Below are 23,302 nucleotides of genomic sequence, written 5' to 3' on the forward strand. Positions count from 1 at the left end.
AGGATAAACCTGACAGTGTTTTTCCAACCTGTCAGCGTTTCATTTCAATTCTCACAATATCTGTAAACACCGGTAAATGATCGCTAAAGCCGCCATGGTATTGCATGCCGATAAAGGTACGGTTCAGGCGTTTGCCGGTATGTGTGTGATCGTCTTCGAGTAAAAAATCCGCCTCGAAAATAACTGCGCCGCGTGGATGGATACCAAGCCCACCCTTGCCTTTCAGCAGACTCTCTGAAACAATATGGTGATCAATCGTGCTCCAGGTTTGCTGGTATTTCTGGGTGCCGCGGGTTGGGTCACCAAACTGATTGCTCATCAGGTTATATAATTCGCCAGGCTTTAAATCAATAGAATCGAGTTTTGCGCCAAGCGAGTGTTGAACGCTGTATTCATCGGGCGGATCGTTCAGGTCGCCCATGATCAGAATGTTGGCTTGCTGATCGTAAAGGAAAATTGAATCAACGCGGGTTCTGAGCAGCGCACCCGTGAATTCCCGCAAATGTTTGGTGGCCATATAACCTCCGTAGCGTGAAGGCCAGTGGTTCACAAACAAGTGCAAAGTGTCAGCATCCAGTGCAATGCCTTTCACATAAAGAATATCGCGCGTACTTCGTGCATCTGGGCCCGGGAAAACCACTGCAATGGGTTCGGAATGAAGAAGAGTAAATTTTTCAGGGCGGTACATCAGGGCAACATCAATGCCACGGGAATCTGGCGAATCGTAATGCACAATGCGGTAATTCAAACGGCCCATGGCGCTGTGTTCAAGCAGTTTTCGCAGCACAAAATGATTCTCAACTTCGCATAAACCAATAATTTCAGGCGCTTCCCAACCTCCGGTGGCAACCAGCACTTTGCCTAGGGCCTGGCATTTCTTTACGAACTTGCTGTAACTCCAGGCTCTGATTCCAGCCGGTGTGAATTCCTCGTCGTTGATCAGGCTATCCCTGAATGAATCAAAAAAGTTTTCTGTATTGTAGAAAACGACGCGCATGGCATCACTGCCCCTGCGTTCATCATTGCCCTGAGGCCTGCTTCCCGTTGCGATGAACCAAAGTGTCAGCACCACGAAACTGGTAAGCATATAATTTAGAATGATTCTGTATTGCATTGTGACCCAGATTATTTGCCGTAAAAATAGTGTTTTATTGATATTTTTGCGCAGTTTTAGGATTAAAGTTCAAAGTTCGGGGTTCAAAGTCCCAAAGCCCCAAGCTTAAAGAGACAAGAATCAAGACACAAGAATCAAGAGACAAGGAACCAGCAACCAGTAACAAGAAACCAGCAACAAGGAACAAGGAACAAGAAACAAGTATCCCGAACCCGGAACCTTGAACTTTGAACCTTGAACCCGGAACGCCCAACTAAAAACGAACCATCATGACAAGAAAACGAAACAAAAGAACCAACTACTACCGCCTCTCGCTGCAATGGATCATCCTTGGTCTGCTGGGTTATATGGTCATCAGGCTGTTTGTTGATAAATCCTACACCCCTGATTTTGAAGCCTATTGCCCATTTGGTGGGATGCAGGCCTTGGGAAGTTACCTGAACACTAACTCGTTGGCATGTGCCATGTCCACCACGCAGATTTTTATGGGTATTGCCCTCGTGATTGGTGTGCTTTTACTCAGTAAGTTGTTTTGCAGCTATATCTGTCCTATCGGTACTTTCACCGAATGGCTGGGAAGAGTAGGGGATCGCTTTAAACTGCGTTTCACAATCACAGGTTTGGCTGATAAGCTGCTCAGGTCTTTGAAATACGTTTTATTGTTTATCACTTTCTATTTCACTGTAAGTTCCAGCGAACTTTTCTGTAAACAATACGACCCGTATTATGCCATTTTCTCAGGTTTTGATGGCGACGTTACGCTGCTTTATGCCGTGATCGCTATTCTGATCACTATTCTGGGATCATTCTTTATCAGACAATTCTGGTGCAAATATTTATGTCCGCTGGGCGCTGCCGCCAACATCTTTGCGTTCGCACCGGTATTTTTAATTTTGACCCTGGCCTATTGGCTGATTATAAGCGTGATTGGCTGGCCCTTACATTGGGCATGGTACCTGGGCGCTGTTTGTGTTGCAGGGCTTTTACTTGAAATATCCCGCCGTCAGGGATTGTATTTTCCTCTGATGAGGATCACCCGCCACGATGACATTTGCACCAACTGCAAGATATGCGACAAGGTTTGCCCTTATGCCATCAAGGTTTCCGAAGTCAAGACCGTAAAACACATTGATTGTCACATGTGCGTGGATTGCGTTGTGAAATGCCCTGAAAAAGGTGCCCTTACCATCAACCGTAAACTGTTGCGTTGGCTACCCGCCGCGTCGGTGGTCATATTGGTAACAGCCGGAATATTCATTTCTGCTCAATGGGAATTGCCTACCATTGATATGCGCTGGGGAAGTGACGAACAGTTTAAGAACGCAGAAGTCTACCAGCAATCAGGGTTGAAAAGTGTAAAATGCTTTGGCAGTTCTAAGGCTTTTGCCACGCAAATGGAGCAGGTTGAAGGTGTGTTGGGAGTTCAGACTTTTGTGAAGGGTTTTCGGGTGAAAATCTTTTACGATCCCAATGTTGTAGATGAACTCCGCATCCGCGAAGGAATTTTTAATCCGGTTAGCTGGGTATTGCTTGAGCCACCTGCCGGTTTGCAGCAACTCCATGTGGTTGATATGGGCATTGATCGCTTTTTCGATACCAAAGATGCATTTCTGGTTAGCGAGATGCTCAAGCTAAATACAGGTGTGTTCGGCATGGAGACTTATTTTGGCGAACCGGTTCACGCGAAAATCTATTATGACCCCGCACTTGCTGATCCAACCGGATTGAAGTCATTGATTGAAGCCGGAAGCATTACGTATGCTGAAGGCGAGCAGATGATTACTGAGCGAACTTCGTTTGAAGTGTCATACATCACTCCGGAAATTGCTGTTATAGATACCCGTGAATATTTGCAAAAAACCTTCAGGCCATTCGATCGCAGCACCGGCGATATTGAAAACTATGAAGAAAGCCAGCTAAGCGTATATGAAATGCCGTTTGCTGAAGCCATCCGACAGGATAAACAGCGCTGGTTTATCTTCCTGTTCAGTCATTTGACAGCCGATGAGGGCGTGGTTCGCATGAGTGTGCAATGGGCAAATGATTCGCCTGTGCTAAGCATTCACTATGTTACGGATCTTACCAACTCCGAAAACATAAAGGCAATGCTTACAAAGCCTAATCTCACGGTAACCTATGCTGACGGCACTTCAAAGGATTTCCCGAATCCGTATTCGTTTGAGTAGGTTTATTGTGATGCAGTTATACAGTTGCTAATTCAACATTCCAGATTCAAAATTCAAGATTCGAGAACCTACAAACGATAGCATTCTTGAATTTTGAATATTGATTTCTGAATATGGAATATGAAATATGGAATTTTGAATTTAAACTAATGAGTGGACTGAAGCTCTGGCACTGAGATTAATTGTCTTTGATCAGTTCACTGTTTACTTCGTTAACTGACTCATTACCATCTTCAAAATCATCTAAGTTTTTCAGTGTGATCCTGGCGATTTCATCCATGCTTTCCCTGGTAAAGAAGCCCTGGTGAGCTGTGATCAGAACATTAGGGAAGATCATCAACTGGGCAATCTGCTCATCGGGTATGATATAATCAGACAAATCCCTGAAAAACAGTTTTTCCTCTTCTTCATACACATCAATCGCCAGTGAACCCAGATGTTCCTTCTTTAGCGAATCAATTACTGCTGCTGTGTTTACAAGTTTTCCACGGCCTGTATTTACAAGCATTGCGCCTTTCTTCATTTTACCTAAGGTGCTTTCATTGATCAGATGCTTTGTTTCAAGAGTGAGCGGACAGTGCAGGCTGAGAATATCGCTTACTTCAAGTACCTCGTCGAAGTCGAGGTATTCAACGCCTTTTTCTTTCATCTCATCCGAAGGATATTTATCGTATGCCACAATACGGCAACCAAAACCGAGCATGATGTTGCAGAAAGACCTTCCTATTTGCCCGGTTCCGATAATTCCTATGGTTCTGTTTTTTAGTGTGAACCCCATAAGTTTATCGAGCGAGAAATTGCCATCCCTTACCCTGTTATAGGCTTTGTGCGTTTTCCTGGCCAGTGTTAATATCAATGCAACAGCGTGTTCTGCAACAGCCTCGGGCGAATATGCCGGAACGCGCATCACGCGGATTCCGGCTTTTTCGGCGGCTTCTAAATCCACATGGTTAAACCCCGCGCTTCGTAAGGCTACCAGTTTTACGCCATTATCTGCCAAGGCCTGAAGAACATCGGCATCAAGGCGGTCGGTTACAAAAACACATACGCCGTTGTATCCTTTGGAGAGGTCAACCGTTCTTCGTTTCAAACGGCTCTCGAAAAAATCAATTTGATGGCGATCGGTTTTGTTTTCAAAAAACTGCCGATCGTATGCTTGTGTTGAAAAAAATGCAATTTTTGCCATATTTAATTAAGTTTACTTAGTAGTGTTTAAACAATGAAGATAGGGCATTGTTTAAGCTGATAGACGTTGGAAACGCTATGTAAGCCAGATAATTTGAAAGGTTTAGTATATCAGTTACATGTAATAGGATTTAATATTATGCCTGAAGGTCTCTATTCATTGTTTGCCTTTTTGCCTATAGCGCTCATCTTTGTACTCATGGCGGTTTTTCGCTGGCCAGCCACCAGGGCAATGCCACTTGCATTTGTTATCACTCTTTTACTAGTGCTTGCAGTCTGGCAAACACCAATAAGTATCATTGCAGCATCGTGGGTAAATGGTCTGGTGATTTCAGTGGAAATTGTCCTGATTGTTTTTGGTGCGCTCACCTTGTTATTTGCTCTTCAGGAAAGTGGAGCCATCGCCACCATCAACCGGGGATTTAGCAGCATTTCGCCCGACAAGCGGGTTCAGGCCATCATAATTACCTGGCTTTTTGGTAGTTTTATTGAAGGTGCGGCTGGTTTTGGAACTCCGGCAGCCCTCACAGCGCCATTACTTCTTGCGCTTGGATTTCCTGCCCTTGCCGCCGTGATGGTTGCGCTTATTGCGAACACTACCGCTGTTTCATTTGGCGCTATCGGCACTCCAACGCTTATCGGCATCAAAACATCTCTTGATTTGCCTGAAATCCATCAAACGCTGGATCTGGCCGGAATGGGCTTCGAAGAATTTATAAGGCAAACAGGAATCTGGACTGCATGTCTGCATGTATTGCCCGGAATCCTGGTTCCATTGCTCATTGTTGTTTTACTGACCCGTTTCTTTGGCGAAAGAAAAAGCTTTCTCGAAGGTTTCGCCATCTGGTCTTATGCTGTGTTTGCAGGTTTATGCTTTGTTGTTCCCTACCTTTTGGTTGCTCTTTTTCTGGGACCCGAGTTTCCTTCAATTCTAGGCGGTTTAGCAGGAATGCTTATTCTGATCCCGGCTACAAGGGTGGGCTTTCTGACCCCAAAAAAGCACTGGGATTTCCCTGATGAATCAAGCTGGAAACCTGAATGGAAAGGCTCATTGACATTGCAATCTAACATCACTGCAAAACACATGTCGCTGCCCAAAGCCTGGCTGCCGTATATTTTGATCGGTGCAATATTGGTTCTGACGAGAATGAGATTTTTACCATTCAACGATTGGCTCAGAGAAGCAGAAATCAAGATCGCTAATCTGTTTGGAACAGAAATCTCCGCTGGTTTTGCCCCCTTGTATAATCCCGGGATCATTCCGTTTCTGCTCGTTACAATACTTTGCATTTTTATTTTTGGGATGAATAAAACTCAGGTTTCAGGAACCCTTACAAACACTTACCAGAAAGTGAAAGGCCCATTTATCGCTTTGATATTTGCAGTTCCGATGGTGCGTTTGATGATGCAATCGGGAAATAACCCCGGCGATATACCCGGCATGCCGATAGCAATGGCATTGTATGCTGCTGACGTTTTCAGCGGTATCTGGCCTCTGATAAGCCCCTTGATCGGGGCGTTAGGATCATTTATGTCGGGTTCGGCTACCGTCTCAAATATGTTGTTTTCGTTATTTCAATTTAAGGTTGCCCAGGAAACAGAGATTTCTATTCTTGTGGTTCTCAGCCTGCAGAATGTAGGAGCTGCAATGGGCAATATGATTGGTGTTTACAATATCATTGCCGCCTGTGCAACAGTTGGTTTGAGCGGTATGGAAGGCGAATTGCTGAAAAAGAATTTACTGCCTGCCATACTACTTTGCTTGCTAGCCGGAATAATTGCAATGATAGTTATGGGGTTTTCAGGCGGAGTGGTGGTTTGAATTGCCCTGCCAAGCAGAATAAAACCGTTGCAGTACTAACCAATGCTGCGGACTAAATCGAGTGAAATATAGTGGAATGCGTTACAAGATGTGAGATATACTGGATTCGAACCAGTGACCTCTTGCCTGTCAAGCGTCAGACGACACTATAAGTATACTACCTCTTTCATTATAGATATTTGACTATCAAATAGTTAAAATATTTAATACTTATCGATATTAATCGATGTCAATCGATATTTTGCAGAAAAGTATGCAAATTGTATGCAAATTTATAATTTAGCCAAAACTTTTCAATTATGGATAAGAACGTTACCATCTCCATTTACCTGGACAAAAGAAGGGCCAGGAAGGATGGAAAGTATCCGGTAAAGATACGTGTTTTTAGGAATAAGCCCCGGATGCAAAAGCTCTACAAAACAAAATATGCTTATTCGGAAGAGGATTTTGAAAAGATATGGGTTGATAAGAGAAAACCTAAAGCTTACAATACTGAGCGCTTAAAGCTCACTGCTATTGAGAATGAAGCAAGTGATGTTGCAGATAATCTGTCCAGATTCTCATTTGAGGCTTTCGAGCGGGAATTGTTTTCTTCGCAACCCAAGGAAGGTGATGTTAATACTTACTACAAAAGGGCGATAGACAACTTCAAACAAAACAACCAGATATCAACTTCCAAACTCTATGAATACAGCCTTGATTCATTACTGGAATATCATGGTAAAGACAAGCTAACATTCCAGACCATCACAACCAACTGGCTGAAAGGCTATGAAAGGCACATGGTTGAGGAAAATGGCAAGAGTAAAACAACGCTGAGCATGTATGTGAGAACTCTTCAGGCAGTTTTCAATAATGCGATTGAAGATGGAGTGATTGTGAAAGATGAGTACCCATTTGGTAAACGCAAATATAGTGTTCCAAAGCCCAAAGGGATTAAAAAGGCTTTGACAGCGGATCAGCTAAAGAAACTGTATGAAGCAATCCCAGAAAATGATCTCCAGCAGAAGGCCAAGGATTTCTGGTTTTTCTCTTACAGCTGCAACGGGATGAATTTTAAGGATATCGCCTATTTAAGGTATAAAAATCTTTCAGATGACACATTGAAGTTCTCCAGGGCGAAAACTGCAACAACTGATGCTGACCAAGCTCCAGTGGTTGTTTATTTAACAGATTTTTCCAAGGGTGTAATTGAAAAGTATGGCCAGCCAGACAAATCACCTAACAAATTAATCTTCTCAATCGTTGACCTCATGGATTCACCTGATGAGCAATACCGCAAACTAAAGCTTTTCGTCAGGTTTGTAAACCAGCATTTTCTTAAATTTGCCAAAAGTGCGGGAATAGATGAAAAGATAAGCACCTACTGGGCAAGACATTCATTCGCAACAACTGCGATTCGTAGCGGGGCCAGCATGGAATATGTAAGTGAAGCCCTTAGTCACAGCAGTATGGACACAACAAGGGGCTACTTCGCTGGATTTGAGGATGAGAAGAAAAAAGAAATTGCCCGGAAACTGATGGAGTTTTAATCCTTTATTACATCTGTTATGAAAGTACCAGAAGAATTTGAAGATACCGGATATCATGATATGTTTATCTCTTTGATAAACTCCTCTGATTTAATCATACGGGCAACCTTGACACCAGAAAGCAAGTCCGAGGAAATTGAATTTAACGGTTATCAAAGCTTTAAGTCTTTCAGTGCAGACAATAAACTGTTTTTTGAACGTGGCAAGAAAGATATTATCACAATCATAAACCATAAACCTTCCAAGTTTGAAAAACTTGTCTTTATAAGCTCAAAGCTCAATGAAGCAAAACAAGCTCTCAATAGATTAACACAATCAGACGGCAAATATAAACATGAAGGATTCCGCTTCATGAATCTTATGGAACAGGAAGCTGAAGCGAAAACTCTCACTGAGAATGATATTCAGGAATATTATCAACTAATGCACAAGTCAGGATCGGAATTTATTAACTACCTGACCACTATACAAGCCTCTATACAAAATTCATCAGATGGTGATTTCTCTTCACCAGACCCATTATCTGGAAGCCCGCCACGATCAAGTAAAAATGATCCGCTGGCCTTTTTCGAGTTTTACTTTGTATTGGCAGGCATTTCTGACCTTTACGAATTAATAGTGATCGAACCCTATGAACCCGATCAACAAATTACAAATGAGAATGACCAAAGTCAGGAAATTTCGGATTCAAGTCACGATACTTCCCCCGATTTATTTGATGAACCTTTCGAGAAAATTCTTCAAGCAAGGATTAATGAAGAGTTTTACAAGACTTTGAAATATATTGATGAACGTGTTGATCGTAGCGCAAATGAAGCCGAAATCACGCTATTTCTAAAGAAGTTATTGTTTCGCATCAAATTCATAAACAACAATTTACATAGGGATTTAGATGAGGATGAAAAAGAAATCTGTGGAAATGCTTTAAAAGCAATAATCAGGTATATTTTTAAGAAACATGAACCCTTTACGCAAGAATTCCGAACCGAAAGCTTTTTCAGTAAAATAGTTGGCGTCACTCAGCAACTGCCCATGATTGAAAAGCCAGAGAGACTTGATAATTTCGAGTCTAAAGCAGATGATTACTCCATCATTAACTTGACTCCAAGGATTACTCAGGAAATTCCTAAGAAAATAGTGGAAATGTATTATAAACAGTATAATCCAGAGGATTACATTGTGGTAGATTTAACATCCAACTTTGAAAGAAAACATTCTGAGGAGATTAAACGTACAGCTCCTGAGCCGCCTCGCCTATTTTATGATATCTATGGATTGGTCGAAGATGATAATATGATAGGATTGATGATGATGCCAATGCCTGCAAAGCTGTCTATTTCGCAGACTCAGCTAACTCTTTTTAATAATTTGCTCACAGATAAAGGATTTGAACACATTGATTTCAGCAAGAGAACATTTCAAACAATCTCTTTTGAATACTTTAATTATGATTATATACCTGAAGTACTTCACAAAGGAGTTATGCCCTTTTTATATTATTATCGTAAGGGCTTTTTCACCGGTTACAAATTATTAAGGGCTAACAAACAAGAAGAGAATTCTAAGAGGAATCTAAGATATATCAACGAAGTAACATCTCCACCTCCAATTTCAGACTTTAAAGATTCTGCAATCTATGTTTATTGGAGGGACATGGGATTAAAGCAAGGTAGGTTATATTCCATCTGGCAAACAATCCTTGAAAACCCAGATGAGTTTGCGGGTCTGATCAAGAATGAAAAGATAAGGCAAGAACAACCTTCTGATCGCAGAACTATAAGTGCAACGAGAAAAATAATCGAGGATTCATTCGATGAAATGGGCAGTAAAGGTCAAAAAGGTTGGCAATATGCTTTCAGAACAGAAAATGATTTTAAAAAATTTGTCAGCCTGTTAGAGAAATATTTCATGCTGGAGTCTTATGAATTGCCAGAAGAAACGTTACTGACACGACCAAAAACAAAAACCCAGATAGCTCAAGCTATTCATCGCATATACAAAGAGTTAGGTGAAGAGCTCAAAAGCGATACAGAATTTTTTAAAATTATCAGATATTTAAAGGTCTTTAATGAATCAGAGGATGCTGAAATTTATAAATCCATTACCCGGAGTAGTGGATTTTAGCATCGTCTAATATGCACATTATCAATCAACCCCATTAACCCCAATAACCCTCCAAAGAAGCCCGAAAACCCTGCTATACTCTTGCTTCATGTTTCATTTAAACTTATAAAAACATGAAGACAATAAGCTTTAACAACCTTCCCGAAGCGGTGGGGTTACTTATCGAAAAAATTGACAGGCTCGAAAGAATCCTGTCAGAGCAAACGACTCAAAGTCCAAGTGTAGCGCAACCAGAACTGATGACAGTTCCACAGGCTGCCAAATTCCTGAACCTGGCTGTGCCGACAGTTTACTCGATGGTCAGCAGAGGAGAATTTCCTTACATGAAAAGATCAAAACGCTTGTACTTTTCAAAAGATGACCTGATGAACTATGTACGTGAAGGTCGCCAACAAACCAATGCTGAAATCATGGACAGTGCCATTGATGGTTTAACTAAATCAAGGAGGGCATAGTCATGGAAAAGATGCAATTTGTTGAAGCAATAGGTATAAGTAAAGCCGACTTTATTATACCTGAAGTTAGCACTGCACAAACGCAAGCAGCGCAATCCATTGGAATGTGGAGTCAGATCGAAAACAAGATTGTTCCACTTGAGAAGAAATCCATTGCACGTGGAATTTTCATCTACACGGTCAACGATCAAAGTGTTCAGCTTGATAAGCTATATAATGCCGGTATTCTGAGCTTCCTTAGATCCAGAGGATTTTGCAAGAGATATATTGATGACTGTACTTATCTGTTGATCCGGCAAGAGGAAAATAAAATTTATGAGGTTGAAATTGCAAATATTCGTGATGAAATCAATATCTACCTCAAAAGCTTGTCCAGAGGAATTGTCTTTGAATACGCAGGGAAAACAGTAAGGGTTAGTTATGAAAACATGGAAGAGCTTTTCTTAAGGCAAATTCATTTGATTCTAAACTACAGTACACTGGGATTCCTTGAAAATCACGACACTCCAATTTTAGCAGATACCAAAACTGAAATGTTTTTCCCATTCCGTAATTGCGTAGTAAAGGTGATTCAAGGAAGAGAGGGTATCGTGCCAATGAATTATAGTGAACTGGATAATCTTTGCATCTGGAAAAACCAAATAATAGATCATGACTATAGTCTTGATTCCAATGATCCTATATTCAAGTCATTTGTAGGAAATGTTGCGAATGATGCTTCTGATGATCCAGGTCAACCCAGATTCAAGGGATTTAAATCTGCGATTGGGTATTTATTACATTACTATCAGCATAACAGTCTTGGACGTGCGGTCGTAGCTTATGATGCTGAACTGACAGAACGGGATAGGCCCCAGGGTGGTACAGGAAAAGGAATAATTGCACAGGCTATTCGGCAATTAAGAAACTCAGCAACAATAGATGGTAAAAAATTTAACCCAGCACAAAGGTTTTGCTTCCAGGGTGTTGATAAAGAAACTCAGGTTATCTACCTGGATGATGTGAAACCCGATTTTGATTTCTTGAGATTCAACAGCGTTTTAACTGAAGGGATTGAAGTTGAGCAAAAATACAAAGCATCGTATAAGATTGAAATAGATATAAGCCCCAAAATCTATATCACTTCTAACGTCATACTGAATGCTGAGGGAAACACTGCTCAACGCAGAATGTATATCTTGGAGTTCTCTTCTTTCTATTCGGATAAACAGAGGTCTGATCCAATGAAAAATCCTATTGATACTGTACATGGCGGAATATTTTTCGATAAACAGGTTTGGAATCAAACAGAATGGAACCGCTTTTTCACATTTATGTTTGAATGCTGCAATTTTTATCTAACCAATGGATTGCATCCCTATGGATTGAGATCGGTTAACCAGAACCGCTTGATTCAATTCACAAGCCGGGAATTTTACGATTGGATACTACAAAGTGAGATAGAACCAAACCTGGAGTATGATCAGGCTGAATTGTTTGATGAATTCAAATCTCAGTTTTATAGTGGAGAAGATGAGCTTTTCTCCCAAACTTTTTCCAAATGGTTGAAAATATTTGCTGAAACCAATGGACTAGTTAAATCTGGTAGAAAAAGTTCCGGAAAAATATTCATTAAGTTTACTCCCAGCAGGCAATAGATATAAGGCTTATGCGATCATGAGTGACAGAGTGATACAATTTCATATATTCGAGGGTGTCTCAAGCTAGTTGTTTTTACTGGCCTTATTATCATACACCCTGATTAAAAAGAAATAGCGTCACTCAGTCACTATTTTAATATATTTGCCAAACAGCAAAACCTTTGACTTTAACCCCTACAGAACATTTGAAAAGGCGGTTTATAAATTGAAGGATCGGAAGATTAAGAAATTATTGGTACGGGTTGAGGTTATTGATTGAGGGATTAAATGAATTGATAATGAATAATAATATACCAAAAAACAAAAAGAGCCTATTTTTTATCCCTTCCGCTGTAGAAATATGAGAAGAATTTCATATATTGGTCAAATAATGACAAGTCATAATATAACAGGTCATGCATTTTGGTGAACGTATTAGAGAGCTGCATGAAAGTAAAGAGCTTTTGCAACGCCAGTTAGCCGCCAGTAAAGAAATAGACCCCCATGTTTAGCAAAATTGAACGTGAAGAACTAGTGCTTCAACTTACAGAAATGTTAGACGCTAATGTAAGACCAACTAACTCTGTGGTTAGCTGATCAGGTGTATGACCTTCTTAAAGATGAAGAAATGGTAACAAAAGCATTGAAAGTGGCTGAACAAGAAGTTAAAAACAAATCGAAAAATAGTTAAGATGCCCACATTACAGTTCAAAGGCAAAAATAGCATATGGAATCATCATTTAAGTGTTCCTTATCATTCTCTTGAAGAAGTTGAAGAACTTCATTTTCAACCTGAAAAAAGTGAAGGCAACTTCATTGTTGAAGGTGATAACCTGTTAGCTCTTAAAGCCTTGTTGCCAAAATATGCAGGCAGAATTAAATTCATATATATTGATCCTCCATATAATACGGGTAAAGAAGACTGGGTATATTCTGACAAGGTTAATAGCCCTTTAATTAGAGAATGGTTAAATAAGGTTGTATCAAAGGATGACTTAACTAAGCATGACAAATGGTTATGTATGATGTCACCAAGAATAAAGATGTTACATGACTTGCTTGATGAAGGTGGTTTAATTTTTATTTCTTGCGATAATAATGAAGTTCATCATCTTACAATGATTATGGATGAAATTTTTCAAGATTCAAATCATTTAGGTAATATTATTTGGAAAAATGCAACTGACAATAATCCAACCAACATTGCAACTGAACATGAATACATATTATGTTATGCCAAGAACAAGGAATTTATAGATAGTGAATGGAAATCTCCCCTTTCAGATGCAAAAGATGAATTAATCAAAATAGGCGCTGATTTAACAAAAAAACATTCAGACGAAGAAGATCTTATCGATGCTTATAAGGAGTGGTTTAGAGAAAACAAGAAATTCCTAGGTAAGCTTGACCGTTACAAATATATAGATAAAGGTGGTGTTTACACTGGGAGTCAAAGTGTACACAACCCTGGAAAAGAAGGTTACAGATATGATATAATACATCCAGATACTAAAAAGCCCTGTAAAGAACCTTTAATGGGGTATAGATTTCCTGAATCCACAATGAAGGAACTAATTGAAAATGAGAAAATAATATTTGGAGATGATGAAGATAAAATAGTTGAACTTAAAGTTTATGCTCATGAGTATGTAGATAAGCTTCCAAGCTGGATTGATATAGACGGTCGTTTAGGTGCATATGATTTGCGTGAATTATTTGGCAATGTCCCATTAAAAAACCCAAAACCAGTTCAATTAATAGAACACATACTTCCTTTTGTTACTAAATCTAATGATATTATTCTTGATTCTTTTGCAGGCTCAGGAACAACAATGCATGCAATTCATGCTTTAAATCAGCTTGATGGTGGAAATCGCAAGTGTGTACTTGTTCAAATGACCGAATCTTCAGAAAAAGAACCTGACAAAAATATTTGCAGGGATATTACGAGAGAAAGGGTGAAAAGGGCAATAGAGATGTTTGGGTATGATGCCGGCTTCAAGTATCTCCGTGTAGGTTCTCCTATCGACCCTGAAACCATGTTAGACGGAGACCTGCCCACTTATCAACAGTTTGCTGAGTATGTGTACTACCTAGCAACAGGCGGACATTTGGCTGATAAAAGTAAAGTAGATGCTTCACAGCACTTTGTAGGCATGGAAAGCGGACAAGCCGTTTACTTAATCTACGAGCAGGACATGGATAAGCTTACTCGTTTGGCACTCACTCTTCAAATCGCAGAATCAATTGTAAAGCATAGCCCCGGTAAGCGCAGGGTTGTATTTGCCCCTTCATGCTTTTTGGATGAAGAGTACATGAATGCCATGCAAATTGATTTTGTCTCAGTTCCCTACAATCTGTTTGAACGCAAAAATAATAGATAAGCATGTATTTAAAAAAATATCAAATACGGGTTGTAAATGAGCTGAAACACTTTTTCCAAACGGCTAAGACTCAGAAAACAGCCTTTGAAACCGCAGCAAAGGTTTTGCCTGAGAACATACGTAACAATCTGAACTATGTGCAGTCCACATTTGATACAATTGGCAAACCCTACATAGATAATTGCCGCAATGGATTGGGTCAATATTATCCACGTACTTCACTTAAAGTTCCAACAGGTGGCGGTAAAACCATTTTGGCGGTAGAAGCAATAAGAGAGTATCAGACCCTTTTTGCAGAGCGAAAAACTGGCTTAGTCGTCTGGATTGTTCCTAAGGAAACAATCTACACGCAAACAGTTGATAGGCTAAGGGATAAAAGTCACCCTTATCGGCAATTATTAGACCAGGCAAGTGGTGGCAAAACAATCATTAAGGAGAAAGGTCAAAAACTATCACTTCAAGACATTGAAGAAAACTTGGTGGTTCTCTTCATTATGATTCAATCCATCAGTAGGGCTAATAATTCAGAAGCCCTTAAAGTATTTCAGGATAGTGGTGGATATGACAGTTTCTTTCCTCAGGACAACAGGCATGACCTACATGGACAATGGTTGAAAGAAGTACCTAATTTGGATACAATGTGGGTGAATGGTGAACAGGCACAATTAGTTACAAGTCTTGGTAATGCTGTTAGAGTCTCAAAGCCCCTTATTATCATTGATGAAATTCACAGAGTATTCACCCCAACCGCAAAAGCAACCATTGACAACCTAAACCCTGAAATTGTTTTAGGGCTATCAGCCACACCAAAAGAAAGCATGAATTTGCTTTCTACTGTCACAGGTCTTGAATTGAAGGATGAAGAAATGGTAAAACTTGATTTGCATATTCGTCCTCCTGCCAGTGGCTCAGGTAATGACTGGAAAGGAATGATTAGTCAAATCAAGGAACACCGTGAACAACTAGAAAACAAGGCAATAGAATACCGTTGGAACACGGGTGAGTACATTCGTCCAATCGCACTAATTCAAGTAGAGCGTACAGGCAAAGACCAGCGTGGTAAAGGTTTTGTACATAGTGAAGATGTCAAGGAACACTTAATTGAAATGGGTGTAAATCCTGATGAAGTGGCTATAAAATCGAGTGCTCAAAACGACATAGAAAACATGGACCTTTTCGCTCCTGAATGCCCAGTTAGGTTCCTAGTGACCAAAGAAGCCTTATCCGAGGGTTGGGATTGTTCTTTTGCCTATACCTTGGGTATTATTCCTAATACTGCCTCAAACACAGGGGTTACACAGCTCATAGGCCGAATTTTACGGCAACCACGAGCTAAAAAGACAGGCATTCCATTGCTGGATGAAAGTTACGTGTACTACTGCAAAGGTGACACGAGAAGCCTATTGGATAGAGTAATTACAGGATTCAAGGAAGAAGGTCTTGGTGATCTAGTTTCAAAAATGAAAGTCCAGGGGCAAGAACATGTTAATCCTACAAAGAATGTTACAATAAAGGATGAGTTCAAAAAATACGAATACGCTTTCTACCTTCCAGTTTGGCTGATTTTTAACAAAGAAAAGGACTCAAAGAGGAGATTTAGCTACGATTTTGACATAAGACCCTTCATTGACTTTCAATCTTATAAAATCTCCGAAGAACTATTAACCCGAATTACATTCTCTCTCAGTGAAGAAAACAAAGAGAAAAAGGCTTTTAGAGTAACAATAAATGAAGAAAGCCAGGCCGCAATCGCAGAAGAATCCATTGAATCAAGATTTAAAGGTTTTATTTCGAGGGGCTATATGACAAGACGTTTCTCTGAAGTGATAGACAATTCATTTTTGGCAAGAAGAATCTGTAATGAGGCTATAGATGTACTAATGGACAAAATTGGTGAGCAAAAGTTTTCAGAACATTTCTCATACATAACTTCGCTGATAACGAAAGACCTTAAAGAAAACCGCCAGAAACAGGAAGAAGAAATCTTTTTAAACCACCTGAAAAACAACAGCCTAGAACTTACTGTGAGTGATGACAAATCAATTGGTTATAAAGTTCCAAGCACAGACACAATCACCATTACAAGTATTCCGAACACATACACTAAAAACCTTTACTCAGATGTTGAAGTAACAACTATGAATAGCCTCGAAAAATCTGTTGCTTCCATACTCGAAAATCAAACAAAGCTTCTTTGGTGGTTCAGGAATCGAGTTGGTAAAAATTGGTATGCCATTCAAGGTTGGCATGAACATAAAATCAGACCTGATTTTGTGGCAGCCAAAAAGAAAGATGATGACACCATTGAGGTCGTTTATATCATAGAGAGCAAGGGCGAACACTTAGCAGCAAATCCGGACACTCTTTATAAGAAGAAAGTCATGGATGAAATGACACGTCTCAAAAAGAAAGGTAAAATGATTGCTTATCAGACTAAATTTAAAATTGGAACACTCAATGAATCAGTAGAAGCGTACTTAATCGAAGAGAAACAGGAAGAAGAAGAATTGAAAAAATTAATGAAATAATTCCAACTCCTCACAGCCTTACACATTACAAAGCCGCATAATTTTATTAATAAAAAAAATGAACAATTAGCCAAAATTCGCAGATTAGGACTTAACATAAAGGCAATTACATCTGTAAATCATTATCATCTTATATGAAAACAACGTCCAGAAGCACCAAAATCGCTCAAAAAACAATTTACGCAGCCTTCATTATTCTCAAAGAAGCTGGTGGTGAAATGCGGGGAAAAGAAGTAGTGGACAAAATAAGAGAAACTGTCGAGTTTGATGACTATGAAATCCATGTTTATGAAAAAACAGGGTATATAAGATGGGAAAGCGTCTTCCATTTTTACACCATTGATTGTATGAAAGCCGGTTACTTGAGAAAGCAGAAAGGTGTTTGGTACTTAACTGATGAAGGTGAGAAGGCAATTCAGCTCGGCCCGGAGAAGCTTCTTGAGACAGCCACAGAGAAATATCGAGAATGGGATACAAAGAATAAAAAGAAGAAGGTAGACTCGCCTGATGAAATTGAGGGTGCTGGAGAAAAGGCACAAAAACAAATAGCACTACTTGATCAATATGAATCTCGTGCTTTAGACGGTATTCGTGAATACATAATTGACAAGAACCCTTATGAGTTCCAGGATATGGTTTCTGCTTTACTCAAAGCAATGGGATATTACATAGCTTTTATCGCACCTAAAGGTCGGGATGGTGGAATTGATATTATCGCTTATACCGATCCACTTGGTGTTAAATCTCCTCGAATTATAGTCCAGGTAAAGCATCGTCCCGATACCAGCATTTCCTCTGATGACATTCAACGGTTATCAGGTACAATGAAGCGCAGCAGTGATTTTGGGCTTTTTGTTACCTCTGGTTCCTTTAGCTCACCTGCTTTTATTGAGGCAAGGTCTGCTGACAAACATATTGAACTCATTGACTTTACCAAGTTTGTTAATCTATGGCAGGAATACTACACTAAAATGCCTGATGATGACAAAAACCTACTTCCCTTACAACCGATCTACTTTTTAGGAAGCAATGAATAGATAGGATTAATAATTTTTTCATCACCACTTTAACAAAACAAGATCATATGGCCACTGAGATTAAAACGTGGGAAATTGTTGACGGGAATTTAACTCAGATCAATACTACCCTTGCCGAGAATCAACGAAGAGAAAAAGAGGATTTGGAACAATGGATCAAAACAAACCCTCAAATCATAGGCGAAGATATCCAGATAATTGGCGAGCAGGTTCAAACCAAGTCAGGATATCTTGATTTTCTTGGAATTGATAACAGCGGCAACACCGTAATAATTGAACTCAAGCGTAATAAGTTGCCCAGAGAAGCAATTGCCCAGGCCATTGATTATGCATCTGATGTTGCCACATGGAATATTGACAAGCTGAGTGAGATATGCCAATCCAACATGAAACAAGGCTTAGAAGATTATTTAAGCGAAAAATTTGATGAGTTTAATATTGAGGAAGTTGTGATCAACAACAGCCAGCGTCTTTTACTTGTCGGGTTCGGAATAGAAGAGGCAACAAACCGCATGATTGAATGGCTTTCTAATAATTTCAATTTAAGCATAAATGCCGTAATGCTGAACTATTCCAAAACATCATCAGGTAACGAAATTTTATCCCGCACTGTTATTATTCCCGAAGAAATTGAAATTCAAAAAGCAAATAAAAGAAAATTCACAATTGCTCGATCTGATGAAGCCGGAACTTATGATGCCGATAAATTAAAAGACCTGTTAAAGAAATATCTGAATAAGAACCTGCATTCTGCCCGTAGGTTGAGAGAAATCATGTTGCCAGCGTTATTAACAGGCAAAACACTAACTCGCAGCCAATTATTAAAAGAGTTTGTCAAATCTGGCGAAGCAAAAGATGAAAGTCAGGCTGGCTATTTCATGTCATTAATATCTGGTCAGTTAGGCCATGAATGGAAGGATTATTTAAGGCAAATCATTGAGTATAGCTATCCGAGTTATTCCTGGGAAAAAGACAACTTTAAAATCAGGGAACAATACCTCACCTTGATCAAGGACCTGTTGAATGAAATTAACCAGCAGTAAGATTAAGATATTTGTCGATGGATCTTTTTAAACTGAACATTTCTAAATAAATATGGCCGACTATTCCTAAGTAATTACCGACAACTTATTTTTAATGAATGACTTAATCAAATACTACCTCAAATCCTTACAGTCATCCACGTTGTCTTTGAAAAAGAAGACTCTATTGGTTGATAAGCCCTGGGCGATGATTGATGAGGACGGAGAAATTCAAAAGCTGATTTTCAAACGGGATAAAGGTCTGATACTGTCAAAGAATGGTAAGGTAACTCTTGGATCATGGGATTATTTCCCCGAATCAAAATCACTTTACATTGACAGGTCTGTTGATAAATTACTTTTAAACGAGCAGTTTATTGATGAAAACGTGCTCATTCTAAAAAAAGATGGTACTGATAACCAGCTCTACGCTTTAGCAAATGAGAACACCATACCTGATTATAACGTTGCCGGGTATCTCGAAACCCTTAGATTTGAAAAGTTGAAGATCACGGAAGTTGCACTTTACACCGGAGAGATTATTCAGATACATAATACTGATAAAAAATCTCCATTACAAATAGCTAATCATGCAGTAGAAACATTTGATGCTAATAAAGAACCTGCAAAATTACCCGATGGAATCTATGTTTCGCAATGTAAAAAATTCACCTATATTATCCAAAACGGGAGAATTCAGCGAGTCGCTACTAATTATTCATTAAAATCAAACGAGGGAATAACATACGAAATTGCTGATGGTGAATTAAACATAGAAAATAATTTAGGCAATATAATCACTTTGAACGGGAGACTTATAGACTCAAAAAAAATATATACTAATCTGGAGAATCCACTAGGCTATGGCTATGCAATTATGATTGACAGCAGTCATATTAGTAGAATTACTTTTACTAAAAAAATTACTCTTAAAGAAGGCTATACTGTTATAATTGAGCAACAGTCCGCTCATAAAATCAGCAAAGGAGATAAAATTATTTTTTCTGAGCCCATTTCCCCACTGCCTGATGGTAAATATAGAATCAGTGACTGGTGGGGAACAAATGTATGGGAGAGTTGGTGGGGGACACTTAGAGTAAAGGATTTAACAGTAATATAGAGGTGGCGTATTTTTTGAGTCCCTTTTTAGCTTTATTCATATTTCTTCCTAAATTGTAATCCCAACTTTGATTACAATCTAATCATGCCACAAAAATACGTCCTTGCCAGCAACACAAGCAGTATTAACAAACACTTCAATCTTGAGTCTTCACATCAAGATTTTAAGAACAACCTGATTATCACACCTGGGAACCAATCATTGATCATTACCCAGGAGAACCCGCATAAACTTACCGTCAGCACTTTTGGATTAACACCTTCCTGGTCAAAACAACCAATGCAGATCATCAATGCCCGGGCTGAAGGTGATAAAAATCCTGAAAACAATCCAAACTACTCAGGCTCCAAAGCAATCTTTCTAAAGAAATCATTCCGGAATCCGCTTTTCAATAAAAGGTGCATTGTAATTGCTGATGCCTTCATTTCCTATTGTAGCGATCAACCCTTCCTTGTTTATCTGAAAGGTAAGAAACGACCTTTCGGGATGGCAGGAATATATGATATCTGGACTGATCCGGCAACAGGTGAGAAGCTGCATTCCTATGCTATTATCACTGTACCAGCCAACAATCTCCTGCAAAAAATCCCTGTATCAAGAATGCCTGTAATATTGCCATATGGAGCTGAAACAAGCTGGCTAAAGGCATCAAATCACCTGCATGATATACTGGCTAAAATTATTCAATACCCCTCAAAAGCGATGAATGCGCATCAAATTAGCAAAGAAGTTGATACCACCGCTACCACTGAAATGTTAAGGCCCATCGGTGAAAAGCTTGCCAGTGAGGTTAGGAAAATATCATTTCCTAGCTCACATTATGTTTCAAAGAAGAAACCTACGGAGCCTGGGAAGTTATGGTTTGATAACTCACCGAAATCGTAAGCGAGTGGCTGATCCTGGTTACTTTATTGCGATAATTTTGTAAGCATGTAAATAAGAACCATTTCTCTTGATTTTACACTCCTTCACATCGAAAACTGATTTTATGTCAGTTGCTTTTGCAGTTCTCCTAATCCCAAGGTCATCATATACTTCCTGAAGGTCTGATTTAATCTGATCGTATGTAATCCGCCTATCCGTCCGATATATTTGTTTGTTCAACAATTTTCTGACTTTAACAGGATTGGCAAGGGATGTCGCTTTCAAAATTTCAGCCCGAATAGCCCTTTGATTGTATTTAAGCGCCCTAATCCGATCATATCCCAGCTTCAACATCGCTTCAGGAATGAGAGGGTATAATTCATCAATCAAAACCTTGTCTTTACATTCAGAATCCGGTAAAAAGTTGACGTTAACGAATTTTTCAAAATACAAGTCAACTAATTCATGGAAGTTTTTCCTTTCAATACCAAACTGCACCGCCTCCAGCCTGTTCAACAATAGCTGTTCATCAGGCAAAGTGCTGTTTACATTATATTCCCGGCCATTAATAATCTCTTTTTTTGAACCTTCCTTTTGAATTGGCTTCCCGGATTTATCTCTCTTCACATAATAGGTTGTGTGCAGCGCAGCAAAATTTTGCAATTCAGCACATTTAGCGGTTTCATTAACCTCCAGCATATCACCATTAATTACAAAATATGAACTCCCGCTTTCTTTCACCCCTTTCAAATAATAATCTCTGTCTTCTTTTTCTGACATAGAATTAAAAGTCTCAACCCGTTTCCTCGCTTCACTAAGATTATTCAGGACGGTTCTTTCAAATTCAGCTTCAGTGGTGTGATTGAAATATTCCGAAGGAGAAAATATCAGCTTGGCCCAATTCTTATACTTTGTATCCCGAATCCTGCCGATAATTTGCGGGATCGTGGTCATAACATCATATTTTGTGTTGCCCTTCTTGCCATCCGATATAATGTAGGTTACTCCTTCTGTATCGAAAATATCGCAACCCTCAAATGCTGTTGATGTTATATAGTTCAATTTCTTCGGGAAATCAGAAGTACTGCTTATCGCAAATCTGCCGCCCAAAGCTTCGTTAATTTTTACAAGGTTGCGATCTTGATTGGAACAAATTATCCGAACATCATTTTCAGTCACACCAGTTTTCTGTAAGTAACTGACAATGTCAATTATAGACCGGACTGAATTCAGAAAGAAATAAGCGTTCCCTGGGTAATCACCCTGAATATAATGATTTGCGATTTTCGCTACTGCGGGATAAAGATGCTTGTCTTCCAGGATCGTATAATCAATTGTTACTGGCGTTACATTTTCCCAACTCATAGTTATCTCCGGAATCTCCTGTAAAACCTTGGGCAAGTACTTCCTTTGAACAGGCGTTGCTGTCATAAAAACATAATCCCCGAATTCTCTAAAGAGCTTCAACACTTCATTAACGGCATCATACCTGAATGAACCGCTATTGACGAGCAAATGGTATTCATCAATCAGAATTTTATAATCTTTAATTTTTTCACCTAATCCTTGGACTACTTTATGAAGCGAATTATATGTGACAATTATTTTTGATCCGGAAAATTTTTCAATCTCATAGATTCCAGCTTCATCTGCATATACCGCCAAAACTTCCAAGCCTCGCTCATTACACCACTCTAACTTATTTTTAATTAGGGAAACATAGGGAACACATAACACGTAAGGTTTGTCATTGCTCAATGCAACCGATGTTCCACCACAACCAGTAAGGATTTTGTTAAACCTGCATTTCGAGGGCAAATCCGTAAACCCATCAATTTCGCCAAGATAATTGGCGTCTCCTGCATAAATGATTTCTTCCTTTTTGTTCATTGACTATTTAGTAATTTTATTAGTTAATAATTGCTTTCTAGTTTGTGAATAATAATTCCAATTTTTTTGATTATAAATATTCTATATATAGAACCAACTCCTAAAAAAATGGAAAAATCATTTCAAAATATATCAGCAATAATGCTGATATTAAAAAGCGTACATGAATTTAGGTGCAAAGATATGTAAATTTTTCGACATGACAATGATAAAACACTGATTTTTAATAATTTATGAGATTAGATTTTATAATCGCAAAGTATATGCGATCTAATTTATAAAATTAGATTTCTTTGGAAACCTGGATAAACCGGTTCAAAGTGTGCCACTGATTCCGGAGTAATTGTGCCACCTGTACCGGAGCAAGATGTGCCACGGATTCCGGAGCAAAGTGTGCCACTCAAACCGGAGTAAAGTGTG

General features: G+C 39.2%; 15 protein-coding genes. 12 read left to right on the forward strand and 3 right to left on the reverse strand.

Annotated features, from left to right (window positions below):
- Positions 1–31: 31 nt before the first annotated feature.
- Positions 32–1,114, reverse strand: coding sequence for an endonuclease/exonuclease/phosphatase family protein (locus IH597_02870; protein ID MBE0661385.1), 1,083 nt, complete (start codon positions 1,112–1,114; stop codon positions 32–34).
- Positions 1,115–1,383: 269 nt separating this feature from the next.
- Between IH597_02870 and IH597_02875 the strand changes: the two genes are divergently transcribed.
- Positions 1,384–3,300, forward strand: a complete 1,917-nt coding sequence (locus IH597_02875; protein ID MBE0661386.1) for a 4Fe-4S binding protein — start codon at positions 1,384–1,386, stop codon at positions 3,298–3,300.
- A gap of 178 nt (positions 3,301–3,478) precedes the next feature.
- On the opposite strand, the gene IH597_02880 is transcribed toward IH597_02875, so the two are convergent.
- Positions 3,479–4,486: a 2-hydroxyacid dehydrogenase gene (locus tag IH597_02880; protein MBE0661387.1), complete on the reverse strand. Its 1,008-nt coding sequence runs from the start codon at positions 4,484–4,486 to the stop codon at positions 3,479–3,481.
- Positions 4,487–4,624: 138 nt separating this feature from the next.
- On the opposite strand from IH597_02880, the gene IH597_02885 reads away from it, so the two are divergent.
- From IH597_02885 to IH597_02935, 11 genes are all read left to right on the forward strand, one after another.
- Positions 4,625–6,307: an L-lactate permease gene (locus IH597_02885; protein ID MBE0661388.1), complete on the forward strand. Its 1,683-nt coding sequence runs from the start codon at positions 4,625–4,627 to the stop codon at positions 6,305–6,307.
- A gap of 299 nt (positions 6,308–6,606) precedes the next feature.
- Positions 6,607–7,839 carry a site-specific integrase gene (locus IH597_02890; GenBank protein MBE0661389.1) on the forward strand — a complete coding sequence of 411 codons (1,233 nt, stop codon included), beginning with the start codon at positions 6,607–6,609 and terminating at the stop codon, positions 7,837–7,839.
- Positions 7,840–7,857: 18 nt separating this feature from the next.
- Complete coding sequence (locus IH597_02895; GenBank protein MBE0661390.1) at positions 7,858–9,963, forward strand: hypothetical protein; 2,106 nt, start codon at positions 7,858–7,860, stop codon at positions 9,961–9,963.
- Positions 9,964–10,076: 113 nt separating this feature from the next.
- Positions 10,077–10,418, forward strand: a complete 342-nt coding sequence (locus IH597_02900; GenBank protein MBE0661391.1) for a helix-turn-helix domain-containing protein — start codon at positions 10,077–10,079, stop codon at positions 10,416–10,418.
- A gap of 2 nt (positions 10,419–10,420) precedes the next feature.
- A complete protein-coding gene (locus IH597_02905) occupies positions 10,421–12,055 on the forward strand; it encodes a hypothetical protein (protein MBE0661392.1) in 1,635 nt (544 codons plus the stop codon).
- A gap of 674 nt (positions 12,056–12,729) precedes the next feature.
- Positions 12,730–14,421 (forward strand): site-specific DNA-methyltransferase, encoded by a 1,692-nt coding sequence (locus IH597_02910; GenBank protein ID MBE0661393.1) that lies wholly within the window; start codon positions 12,730–12,732, stop codon positions 14,419–14,421.
- 2 nt (positions 14,422–14,423) lie between these two features.
- Positions 14,424–16,949: a DEAD/DEAH box helicase family protein gene (locus IH597_02915; GenBank protein ID MBE0661394.1), complete on the forward strand. Its 2,526-nt coding sequence runs from the start codon at positions 14,424–14,426 to the stop codon at positions 16,947–16,949.
- A gap of 134 nt (positions 16,950–17,083) precedes the next feature.
- Positions 17,084–17,986: an Mrr restriction system protein gene (locus IH597_02920; protein ID MBE0661395.1), complete on the forward strand. Its 903-nt coding sequence runs from the start codon at positions 17,084–17,086 to the stop codon at positions 17,984–17,986.
- A gap of 47 nt (positions 17,987–18,033) precedes the next feature.
- Entirely contained in the window at positions 18,034–19,029 is a 996-nt protein-coding gene (locus tag IH597_02925) for a DUF91 domain-containing protein (protein MBE0661396.1), read from the forward strand.
- 148 nt (positions 19,030–19,177) lie between these two features.
- Positions 19,178–20,128: a hypothetical protein gene (locus tag IH597_02930; protein ID MBE0661397.1), complete on the forward strand. Its 951-nt coding sequence runs from the start codon at positions 19,178–19,180 to the stop codon at positions 20,126–20,128.
- 84 nt (positions 20,129–20,212) lie between these two features.
- Positions 20,213–21,013, forward strand: a complete 801-nt coding sequence (locus tag IH597_02935) for an SOS response-associated peptidase (protein ID MBE0661398.1) — start codon at positions 20,213–20,215, stop codon at positions 21,011–21,013.
- 18 nt (positions 21,014–21,031) lie between these two features.
- Here the strand turns inward: IH597_02935 and IH597_02940 are convergent, their stop codons facing one another.
- Positions 21,032–22,750, reverse strand: coding sequence for a DEAD/DEAH box helicase family protein (locus tag IH597_02940; GenBank protein MBE0661399.1), 1,719 nt, complete (start codon positions 22,748–22,750; stop codon positions 21,032–21,034).
- Between the last annotated feature and the right edge of the window lie 552 nt (positions 22,751–23,302).

It is taken from the genome of Bacteroidales bacterium (genome assembly GCA_014860575.1).
GTDB lineage: Bacteria > Bacteroidota > Bacteroidia > Bacteroidales > JAAYJT01 > JAAYJT01.

Bases quoted from the DNA above. Each gene is read 5' to 3' on its own strand.
- IH597_02870 (MBE0661385.1), bottom strand. From the start codon at position 1,114: ATGCAATACAGAATCATTCTAAATTATATGCTTACCAGTTTCGTGGTG.
- IH597_02875 (MBE0661386.1), top strand. From the start codon at position 1,384: ATGACAAGAAAACGAAACAAAAGAACCAACTACTACCGCCTCTCGCTG.
- IH597_02880 (MBE0661387.1), bottom strand. From the start codon at position 4,486: ATGGCAAAAATTGCATTTTTTTCAACACAAGCATACGATCGGCAGTTT.
- IH597_02885 (MBE0661388.1), top strand. From the start codon at position 4,625: ATGCCTGAAGGTCTCTATTCATTGTTTGCCTTTTTGCCTATAGCGCTC.
- IH597_02890 (MBE0661389.1), top strand. From the start codon at position 6,607: ATGGATAAGAACGTTACCATCTCCATTTACCTGGACAAAAGAAGGGCC.
- IH597_02895 (MBE0661390.1), top strand. From the start codon at position 7,858: ATGAAAGTACCAGAAGAATTTGAAGATACCGGATATCATGATATGTTT.
- IH597_02900 (MBE0661391.1), top strand. From the start codon at position 10,077: ATGAAGACAATAAGCTTTAACAACCTTCCCGAAGCGGTGGGGTTACTT.
- IH597_02905 (MBE0661392.1), top strand. From the start codon at position 10,421: ATGGAAAAGATGCAATTTGTTGAAGCAATAGGTATAAGTAAAGCCGAC.
- IH597_02910 (MBE0661393.1), top strand. From the start codon at position 12,730: ATGCCCACATTACAGTTCAAAGGCAAAAATAGCATATGGAATCATCAT.
- IH597_02915 (MBE0661394.1), top strand. From the start codon at position 14,424: ATGTATTTAAAAAAATATCAAATACGGGTTGTAAATGAGCTGAAACAC.
- IH597_02920 (MBE0661395.1), top strand. From the start codon at position 17,084: ATGAAAACAACGTCCAGAAGCACCAAAATCGCTCAAAAAACAATTTAC.
- IH597_02925 (MBE0661396.1), top strand. From the start codon at position 18,034: ATGGCCACTGAGATTAAAACGTGGGAAATTGTTGACGGGAATTTAACT.
- IH597_02935 (MBE0661398.1), top strand. From the start codon at position 20,213: ATGCCACAAAAATACGTCCTTGCCAGCAACACAAGCAGTATTAACAAA.